A 9,086-nucleotide genomic window follows, 5' to 3' on the forward strand; every position below is an offset into this window, starting at 1 on the left:
ACAAGAGGTTTCGGCAGGTTGAGGAGTGACGATCATGGCATCCCCCCGACGACGTGCACTGACGTCACCCGCGCTGGCGGCTTTCGGACGCCAGTTCCGGCGATACCGGGAACGCGCTGGGTTGAGTCAGGCCCGCGTCGGGCAGCGCACCAACAAAACCGCGTCCTTCGTCTCGCAGGTCGAGAGTGGGAAGAAGCGGTGCAAACGCGAATTCGTCGAGATCATGGACCCGGAACTCAGGGCGGGCGGCGTCCTGCTCAACCTCTACGACGACCTCGCCAAGGATGACGGACGCCTGGGCGTCCCGACTTGGTTCGACTGGCCCGAAGTAGAGGCCGAGGCCAACGTACTGACCTGGTGGGAGCACACCATCATCCCCGGTCTTCTGCAGAAAGAGCGCTACGCTCGCGCCTTCCTAGGGACCGATGAAAAAGTAGCGGCGCGTATGAGTCGTCAGGAGATCCTCACACGCGACGTCCCCGCCCCCACCACCCTGCTCGCTTTCGTGAGCGAGAACGCGCTCACGACGCTCACCGGCTCGCCTGAGATCATGAGGGAGCAACTAGAGCACCTGATAGTGATGAGTGAACTACCGAACGTCACGATCCAAGTCGTGGTGCACGATGACGGTGTTCCTGCCGCGACCGGTGGGGCGTTCATTCTCGCGACAATGAACGATCGGAGCGAGGTGGCGTATCTTGAGACGACGGTACGCGGCATCACGACCGAAGACGAGAACGACCTCACTGGGCTGGCCCAAGCTCTGAGAACATTGGGAAGTAAGGCTCTCCCGGCGACCATGTCACGGGAGATGATAAGAAAGGTGATTGAAACCAAATGGACTTGAGTGACGCCACTTGGCGCAAAGCTAGGAAGAGCGGCGAAAATGGCGGCGCTTGCGTAGAGGTAGCCAGCAATCTTGAGACCGTGGCCATCCGCGACAGCAAGGATCCTGGAGGCCCCAAGCTCACCCTGAACCTCACCGAATTCCGCCACCTGACCGAGGCGCTTAAAAGCCTCTAGCCGCATTGATCGGCGGGATCATTATCGGATTGGCCCTAACTCTGGCTCTTGAATCTATGGCCGGACGGGTGCCACGATCGCGTGTTGAGCCGGGTCCGGAGATGTGGCTGATAGGCCGGTTTCGGTGTTTGCATCCGAGAACTGGGGTGGCGCGTCTAATCTCCTGCTGACGGTCGGTGGCTGTGTGGTCACTGGTGATCGTTCAGTGGAGGGCACACGGGATGTCTGGGGATCTGGCGCAGTTAGCCGGGGACGTGACGCAGTACGTGACCATGGCTGCGGGCGCCTACGGGGGTGCGATGCTCGCGCGCACGCAGGACCAGGCGGCCGATGTCACGGTGGGCCTCGGGCAACGGCTGGCGCAGAGGATCTTCGGTGTCCGCGGCGAGGGCGAGGAGGTGCCCGAGCCGCTGGCCGATGTGATCGACGACCCCGCCAACGGCGACAACCAGGCCGCGTTGCGTAAGCCCATTCGCAAGGCCCTGGCGGACGACACCGAGCTGGCCGCGCAGATCCGGCAGTGGATCCAGGACGCGCACCAAGCCGGGGTGCGGGTGATGACGTCCGGTGAACGGTCCCCCGCGGTGCACACCAATCACGGCATCATTGCCACCGGCGATAGCAACACCTTCACCCGGTGACCGGCCATGTCCGACGACATCACGGGAGCCGAGCGGCGGGTCAGTTCCTCACCTGCCGCCCACCTGCAGACTTCAGGGCCCCGGTCTCCAGGGGTCGGTGTCAACTTCGGCAGCGTCAAGACCGGCGATGAGATCACCCAGGCCGCCGTGTCGCTCCCGGCGCCGGAGACGGTGCGGCCCGCCGCGCGGATAGTCGGGCTGCCGCGTCCGGCCACGCCGGTGTTCCTCGGGCGCCACGACGATTACCAGCGGCTGGAAAAGGTATTGGCCAGCGCCGGTGAGACGGTGGTGGTGACGCAGGCCGTGTACGGCATGGGCGGGGTGGGCAAGTCGGAGCTGGCGTTGCAGTACGCCGACCAGGCCCGCGAGCGGTACGAGGCGGTGTGGTGGGTGACCGCCGAGAGCCCGCAGCATGTCGAGGCCGGGTTGGCCGAGTTGACCCGTCACCTCGTTCAGGACGCCGCGCGGGCGGCGACCACCGAGGACGCCGCAGCGTGGGCGGTCGGCTGGTTGCGGGCGCATCCGGAGTGGCTGCTGCTGTTGGACAACGTCACCGACCCGGCCCACGTCACCGAGCTGTTGGGGCGCCTGGAGGGCGGGCACGCGCTGATCACCAGCCGCCGGGACGTGCGCTGGCCCGGCACCACACGCACCCTGCGGCTAGGGTTGCTCGACCCGGAGCCGGCCGCCGAACTGATCATGACCATCACCGGGCACACCACCCCACACGACGGGCAGACGGCCGCAGCGATCGCCCAGGAACTGGGTTATTTGCCCTTGGCGTTGGACCAGGCCGCCGCCTATATCCGTCAGACCCGCATCACGTTGGGCCGCTACTTGGGGTTGCTGCAACAGCATCCGGCCCGCTACTACGGCAAGGCCGCCGACGGCGACAAGGGCCAGGCCACCATTGCCCGCCTGTGGGACATCACCCTGGAAACCCTCCACGAGCAGGCCCCAGGGGCGGCCGAGCTTGCTTCGGTACTGGCGCAGTACGCCCCTGCAGACATTCCCCGATCGATGCTGGGCGGCGGGGACGAAGAGGCCACCGAGGCCGCAGACGAAGCGTTGGGTGTCCTGGCCTCCCACAGCATGATCGACCTGACCGACGAGGTCGTGGCGATGCACCGCCTCACCCGAGCCGCCGTCCTGTCCCGGCCCCAGGACACCAGCGACGATCAGGCGGACGGCGCGGCCCGTGACCTCGCCCTCACCTGGCTCCAAACGGCCATGCCCGACGACCCCGACTCCGATGTGGCCGGTTGGCCGGTCTGGCGACCTCTGGTCGTCCATGTGGAAGCGATCAGCGCCGCAGCTGCCTCATCCCGCCCGTCAGGGCCGCTAAGCCACGTGCTCAACCAGACGGGGCTGTTCCTGATCGCGCAGGGCGAGTACCAACGCGCCAACGACGTGCTCACCACCGCAGTCACCATCGCCGAGGCGGCGCTGGGCCCCGACCACCCCGACGTCGGCACACGGCTGGGGAACCTGGCCGCCACATACCGCGCGCTGGGGCGGGCCGCCGAAGCACTGCCGCTGGTGCAACGGGCAGTGGCCATCACCGAGGCCGCGCTGGGCCCGCATCACCGTGAGGTCGCCATCGGGCTGGCCAACGTGGCCGCCACATACCGCGCGCTGGGACGGGCCGCCGAAGCACTGCCGTTCGAGCAGCGGGCGGTGGACATCGCCGAGGCCGCCCTGAGCCTTGATCATCCCACCGAACTGATCAGGTCTCAGCGGAGCCTCAGTGTTGCCCTGGGGCTGGGGAACCTGGCCGTCACGCTCCGCGCGCTGGGACGGTTGGTTGAGACGCTTCCGTTGGAGCAACGGGCGTTGGCTCTCGCTGAGGCTGTGCTGGGCCCTGATCACCCTGACGTCGCCATCGGGCTGGGCAACCTGGCCGCCACACACCGCGCACTGGGACGGGCCGCCGAAGCACTGCCGTTGGAGCAACGGGCGTTGAGCATCGCCGAGGCCGCGCTGAGCCCGAATCACCCCGACGTCGCCACCCGGCTAGGGAACCTGGCCGCCACACACCGCGCACTGGGACGGGCCGCCGAAGCACTGCCGCTGTTCGAGCGGGCCTTGACCATCACCGAGACCGCCTTGGGTCCCGACCACCCCGACGTCGCCACCCGGCTAGAAAACCTGGCCGCCACACACCGCGCACTTGGGCGGCCCGCCGAAGCACTGCCGTTGGTGCAACGGGCACTGGCCATCGCTGAGGCCGCGCTAGGCCCCGACCACCCCGACGTTGCCCTCGGGCTGGGCAATCTAGCGGCCACACACCGCGATTTGGGGCGGGCCGCCGAAGCGCTCGCAGCGATCACCCGAGCCGAACAATGCGCCTTGGCTGCGCTTGGGACACAGCACCCCACGACTCGGTCACTGCAGCGGTATGCCGACCACTTGAAAGATCTGTTCGGAGTCCCGGATTGAACCAGAGCCGTACCACGGGGTAGCGGGCGCTCTGGCGGCGAGGCCGATGGAAATCCGCGGTTCGACCCCGCCCCTGCCCATGCTCTCGACCCGAGCGGTTATTCCAGGATCAGGACGCTCTCGTCTGGCGCGTAGATCGTGCTCGTGGACGGTGCGAGGTTGAACCAGCCGGCGTGATCGGTGCAGTTCGGAGCCATGATGACCTTGATCGGTCTGGCCGTCTCGTTATTGACGGTGCCGACCTTGGTGTGCCCGGTCTGGGACGAGAGGTTGTAGCAGACTCCCGCGGGAGGGTTCTCGATGATAACCCGGTAGCCATTGCGTTGGTCGAAAGTCAGCTTGCCTGATGCGGCGTTTGCGGGGGTCGGTGCAGCGACTGCTCCCGCGACCGCCAGAACTCCGATGCTGATCGCGACTCGTCGCATCTCATCTCCTTACCAGGGGAAGTGACCCTGAGTGAGTTGACCAATTCGGTTCAACGGCCTTGTGCCGCCGGAAAATAGGTGATCATTATGGGGTGCGATGGACGACCGGGGCAAGGCGATTTCGCGTGAAGACAAGCCCCGACAAGACCACTGGCCGTATTCGGACAGGTCATGTCGACCGATCGAGAATTCACCGCTCTTCGGGCGCGGTCGTCTTGGCCTCACCCTGAGAATCTGGGGTTGGCCTGATCGCGCGGGCGGGCAGGCAGCGGTTTCTAGCGTGGTCGATCACGTTCAGCCCCGGCACCTCGGCGTACGTTCCCCGGCCGCGGGCCCGCTTCTACCACCGGTTCGGGCCCGGCGGGCCGCTGGCGGACGTGTCGATCATGTCCGACGGAAGCACTCCGACGGGGCCGTGACCGGCTCGCGGCGCACATTTAGGTTGTGGCCATGACGACCCTCGCTCAGCTTCGTAAGGCCGCCCTCTCGTATCCCGAGACCGCCGAGGAGGTCATCGACTCGGGAACCGTCGCGTTCACGGTGCGGGGTAAGCGGTTCGCGTCGATGGGCAAGGACGCCGTGGTGGAGCTCCGGCTGCCTGCGGTGGATGTGGACGAGGTCCTTGCCGCGCATCCGGCGGCGCGGCCGCTGCCCCGCGGCGCGGTGACGGTCGGCGTGCGTGTCCCGATCGGGGACATCAACGGTCAGCAGCTCAACCACTGGATGCGTCGCGCCTGGCTCTCGCAGGCGCCGAAGCGGTTGGCGGCGCGAGTGGCGGCCGGGGACGCCGCGACGCCCGGTGAGGTCGGCGACCTGCCCAAGGCCATCGGAGGGCCCGCCACCCGGGCGCTCACCGGGGCGGGCATCACCACGCTCGCCCAGGTCGCCGCCCTGACCGACGCCGAACTGCTGGCGATGCACGGGGTCGGCCCGAAGGCCGTCCGCATTCTCCGCGAGGCGCTCGCCTGAGCCCGCGGGCAAGCGTGTCGGTAGACTCCGGGTTGCGGACGGTTCACTCGGTTTCGAGTGTCGTAAGAGGGAACCCGGTGCGAATCCGGGACTGCCCCGCAGCGGTGAGTGGGAACGACCGCCGTCATCACGCACTGGGCCGCAGGGCCTGGGAAGCGACGGTCAGTAGGACGCTTCCTCCGGGAAGCGGTGCCCGCGAGTCCGAAGACCTGCCTCCGCCCGCGCGCCGGCCGGTGCGCGGTGGTCTGCGGCCTCGCGGGAAGGTATGCGGCGTACGTTCCGTCGTGCGCTCCTCCCCGCGCGTCCGCCAATGGCACAGCGAGGGAAGCCGCCATGAACACGACGATCCTCGGATATCCCCGAATCGGGGCGCGCCGGGAGCTGAAGTTCGCCACCGAGGACTTCTGGGCCGGACGCGCCGACGCCGGCGCGCTCGCCAGGACGGGCGCCGAGCTGCGCGCGGACGTCTGGACGGGCCTGCGCGACGCGGGCCTGCAAGCGATCCCGTCCAACACGTTCTCGTTCTACGACCAGGTGCTCGACACGAGTGTGCTGGTCGACGCCGTCCCCGACCGGTACCGGCACCTGGCGGGGTTCGACCGGTACTTCGCGATGGCGCGGGGTGTGCAGGACGTCCCGCCGCTGGAGATGACGAAGTGGTTCGACACGAACTACCACTACATCGTCCCCGAGCTGGGTCCGGACACCCGGTTCCGGCTGGCGGACGGCTCGGCGGCCAAGCCGCTGGTCGAGTACCGGGAGGCCAAGGCCCTCGGGATCGAGACGCGGCCGGTGCTCGTCGGGCCGCTCACCTACCTGCTGCTGGCCAAGCCGGCGGAGGACGCGCCGGACGGGTTCCGGCCGCTCGACCTGCTCGACGGGCTCATCGACGTGTACGCCGAAGTGCTGGAGCGGCTGGCCGGGTCGGGGGCCGGGTGGGTTCAGCTGGACGAGCCCGCCCTCGTCGCCGACCGCGGTGAGGAGGAGATCGCGGCGCTCGCTCGCGCGTATTCGCGGCTGGGGCGGTTGACGAGCAGGCCGCGGCTGATGGTCGCCACGTACTTCGGCACGATCGGCGCGGACGCGCTGCGGGCCCTGGCCGGGAGCCGCGTCGAGGCGGTCGGTCTGGACTTCGTGGCGGGGCCCGACAACCTCGACGTCCTCGCGTCGGTGGGCGGGCTGCCGCGCAAGACGCTCGTGGCGGGCGTGGTGGACGGACGGAACGTGTGGCGCGCCGACCAGCGCCGCGCCAAGGCCACCTGCGCGTCGCTGCTCGGGCTCGTGGATCAGGTCGTGGTGAGCACGTCCTGTTCCCTGCTGCACGTCCCCATCGATCTGGACGCCGAGACGTCCATGGATCCGGAGGTCCGGGGGCGGCTCGCGTTCGCCCGGCAGAAGGTCGCGGAGGTCGTCGCGGTCGGTCGGGCGCTGAGCGAGGACGTCCCCGCCAAGGCAGAGGCCCCGGCACCGCCCGCGGATGTCGACCATGACGTCCGTGCCCGGCTGGACTCTCTCGGCGACGGCGCCGGGCGGGGCGACCGGGCCGCCCGGTTCGCCGCCCAGCGGGACGAGCTCGGCCTGCCCGCGCTGGCGACGACGACGATCGGCTCGTTCCCGCAGACTCCCGAGATCCGCCGGGCCCGCGCCGACCTCCGCGCCGGACGCGTCACCGCCGACGCCTACACGCGGGCGATGAGGGACGAGATCGCCCGCGTCATCGCGCTGCAGGAGGACCTCGGCCTGGACGTCCTCGTCCATGGCGAGCCCGAACGCAACGACATGGTGCAGTACTTCGCCGAGCAGCTCGACGGGTACGCCGCCACCGAGCACGGGTGGGTGCAGTCGTACGGGTCGCGGTACGTCCGGCCGCCGATCCTGCACAGCGACGTGGCGCGGCCGCGTCCGATGACGGTGGAGTGGGCGACTTACGCGCAGTCGCTGACGAGCAAGCCGGTCAAGGGCATGCTGACCGGGCCGGTCACGATGCTGGCCTGGTCGTTCGTGCGGGACGACCAGCCGCTCGCCGACACCGCCCGGCAGCTCGCGCTCGCGCTGCGGGACGAGATCGCCGACCTGGAGGCCGCCGGGATCCGCGTCATCCAGGTGGACGAGCCCGCGCTGCGCGAACTGCTGCCGCTCCGGGGCGCGGACCGTCCGGCCTACATGGAGTGGGCCGTCGGCGCGTTCCGCCTCGCGACCTCGGGCGTCGCCGACACGACGCAGATCCACACGCACATGTGCTACTCCGAGTTCGGCGAGATCATCGGCGCGATCGGGGCGCTGGACGCCGACGTGACCAGCGTCGAGGCGGCCCGCTCGCACATGGAGCTCGTCGCTGACCTGCGCGCCGCCGGGTACGAGAACGGCATCGGGCCCGGCGTGTACGACATCCACTCGCCGCGCGTCCCCGGCGCCGACGAGATCGAGGAGAACCTGCGGCGCGCGCTGCGGGCCGTCGACCCCGGACGGCTCTGGGTCAACCCGGACTGCGGTCTGAAGACCCGCGCCTACCCGGAGACGGAGGCGTCCCTGCGGAACCTGGTCACGGCGGCCCACCGCGTCCGCGCAGATGTGACCGGCACGAGCGCCTGACCCCCGTCCGCCCTAACGCGACAGGTCGGCCCCTGGACGGTCCAGGGGCCGGCCTGAGGACGAGGCTCAGGGGTCGCCTAGTGGGCGGGGGTCGGTCGCCTCGTCGCCGAGGCTGAGCAGCAGGGCGCGCAGGGCCGCGGCGAGGTCGTCCTGCCGGTCCTGGTCGAGTGCGGCGAGGATCCGGCGTTCGTTGTCGAGGTGGGCGGCGACGGCGCGGTCGATAAGGTCACGGCCGGCGGGTGTGAGGGCGACGATGACGGCGCGCCGGTTGGCCGGGTCGATCTCGCGCGTGATGTAGCCCTTGGCGACGAGCCGGTCGAGCCGGTTGGTGACGGCGCCCGAGGTCACCATCGAGGAGCGGGCCAGCATCCCGGCGGTCATGCCGTCGGACGCGCCGCCGCGCCGCAGCGTGGCCAGGACGTCGAACTCGCCCCTCTCCAGCCCGAACTCGCTGAAGAGCGACTTGAGTTCGCGCTCGACGATGCGGGTCACCCGGGACAGGCGGCCGAGGACACGCATGGGGGACGCGTCCAGGTCCGGACGGGCGCGAGCCCACTGCTCCACGATGCGGTCGACCGCGTCACGCTCCTGCTCCACCACAACCCCTCAACATTGAACTGTTTGACGCAAAGGTATCACCGGCCGTACGGTCTTCAGCGTTGAACATTTCAGCGTTGAAAGGTCATGCCGTGCGACGTCCAAGAATCTCCGCCGTGCTCGCGCTCCTGTTCGTCCCGGCCGCCGTGCTGAGCGCGCCGGCCCGAGCGGCCACCGGCGACCCTTTTCCGGCCACGATCCGGTTGCCGGACGGGTTCCAGCCCGAAGGCATCGCCACCGGGCCTGGCCCGTTCGCCTACGTCGGGTCCATGGCCGACGGGTCCGTCTACCGCGCCGACCTGCGTACCGGACGCGGCGCGATCGTCAGCCGAGCGTCCGGCGGGCAGGCCCTCGGGTTGAAGACGGACGCGCACGGGCGGCTGTTCGTGGCGGGCGGGAC

8 protein-coding genes, 1 pseudogene and 1 riboswitch are annotated in these 9,086 nt (G+C 69.3%); of the genes and pseudogenes, 7 read left to right on the top strand and 2 right to left on the bottom strand.

The genetic code is table 11. The annotated features are described in order from the left end of the window. Nucleotides 1-34: 34 nt before the first annotated feature. From ETD83_RS19780 to fxsT, 4 genes are all read left to right on the top strand, one after another. Nucleotides 35-847, top strand: coding sequence for a helix-turn-helix domain-containing protein (locus tag ETD83_RS19780; RefSeq protein WP_138646622.1), 813 nt, complete (start codon nt 35-37; stop codon nt 845-847). Further along, nucleotides 838-1,023 carry a DUF397 domain-containing protein gene (locus ETD83_RS19785; RefSeq protein ID WP_138646623.1) on the top strand — a complete coding sequence of 62 codons (186 nt, stop codon included), beginning with the start codon at nt 838-840 and terminating at the stop codon, nt 1,021-1,023. The genes ETD83_RS19780 and ETD83_RS19785 overlap by 10 nt, the downstream gene beginning before the upstream one ends. 254 nt (nt 1,024-1,277) lie before the next feature. Beyond that, the gene (locus tag ETD83_RS19790) at nt 1,278-1,664 is read left to right on the top strand and encodes a hypothetical protein (protein ID WP_138646624.1); all 387 of its coding nucleotides are present in this window, start codon (nt 1,278-1,280) and stop codon (nt 1,662-1,664) included. A 6-nt stretch (nt 1,665-1,670) separates the two neighbouring features. Then, nucleotides 1,671-4,103 carry an FxSxx-COOH system tetratricopeptide repeat protein gene (fxsT, locus tag ETD83_RS19795; RefSeq protein WP_138646625.1) on the top strand — a complete coding sequence of 811 codons (2,433 nt, stop codon included), beginning with the start codon at nt 1,671-1,673 and terminating at the stop codon, nt 4,101-4,103. Between the two features lie 98 nt (nt 4,104-4,201). Here the strand turns inward: fxsT and ETD83_RS19800 are convergent, their stop codons facing one another. Continuing rightward, entirely contained in the window at nt 4,202-4,528 is a 327-nt protein-coding gene (locus ETD83_RS19800; RefSeq protein WP_138646626.1) for a hypothetical protein, read from the bottom strand. 450 nt (nt 4,529-4,978) lie between these two features. On the opposite strand from ETD83_RS19800, the gene ETD83_RS19805 reads away from it, so the two are divergent. Beyond that, complete coding sequence (locus ETD83_RS19805) at nt 4,979-5,497, top strand: hypothetical protein (RefSeq protein ID WP_138646627.1); 519 nt, start codon at nt 4,979-4,981, stop codon at nt 5,495-5,497. 21 nt (nt 5,498-5,518) lie between these two features. After that, nucleotides 5,519-5,728: riboswitch (cobalamin riboswitch) on the top strand. 102 nt (nt 5,729-5,830) lie between these two features. Further along, nucleotides 5,831-8,089 carry a 5-methyltetrahydropteroyltriglutamate--homocysteine S-methyltransferase gene (metE, locus tag ETD83_RS19810; protein ID WP_138646628.1) on the top strand — a complete coding sequence of 753 codons (2,259 nt, stop codon included), beginning with the start codon at nt 5,831-5,833 and terminating at the stop codon, nt 8,087-8,089. A 66-nt stretch (nt 8,090-8,155) separates the two neighbouring features. Here metE and ETD83_RS19815 read toward each other — a convergent pair whose 3' ends face one another. Continuing rightward, nucleotides 8,156-8,686, bottom strand: a complete 531-nt coding sequence (locus ETD83_RS19815; protein WP_230421034.1) for a MarR family winged helix-turn-helix transcriptional regulator — start codon at nt 8,684-8,686, stop codon at nt 8,156-8,158. A gap of 92 nt (nt 8,687-8,778) precedes the next feature. Here ETD83_RS19815 and ETD83_RS43775 point away from each other — a divergent pair. After that, a pseudogene (locus tag ETD83_RS43775) lies at nt 8,779-9,086 on the top strand (hypothetical protein); the annotation flags it as partial.

Origin of the sequence: Actinomadura soli (genome assembly GCF_005889715.1) — a bacterium.
Taxonomy (GTDB): Bacteria; Actinomycetota; Actinomycetes; order Streptosporangiales; family Streptosporangiaceae; genus Spirillospora; species Spirillospora soli.

Bases quoted from the DNA above. Each gene is read 5' to 3' on its own strand.
- ETD83_RS19780 (WP_138646622.1), top strand. From the start codon at position 35: ATGGCATCCCCCCGACGACGTGCACTGACGTCACCCGCGCTGGCGGCT.
- ETD83_RS19785 (WP_138646623.1), top strand. From the start codon at position 838: ATGGACTTGAGTGACGCCACTTGGCGCAAAGCTAGGAAGAGCGGCGAA.
- fxsT (WP_138646625.1), top strand. From the start codon at position 1,671: ATGTCCGACGACATCACGGGAGCCGAGCGGCGGGTCAGTTCCTCACCT.
- ETD83_RS19800 (WP_138646626.1), bottom strand. From the start codon at position 4,528: ATGCGACGAGTCGCGATCAGCATCGGAGTTCTGGCGGTCGCGGGAGCA.
- ETD83_RS19805 (WP_138646627.1), top strand. From the start codon at position 4,979: ATGACGACCCTCGCTCAGCTTCGTAAGGCCGCCCTCTCGTATCCCGAG.
- metE (WP_138646628.1), top strand. From the start codon at position 5,831: ATGAACACGACGATCCTCGGATATCCCCGAATCGGGGCGCGCCGGGAG.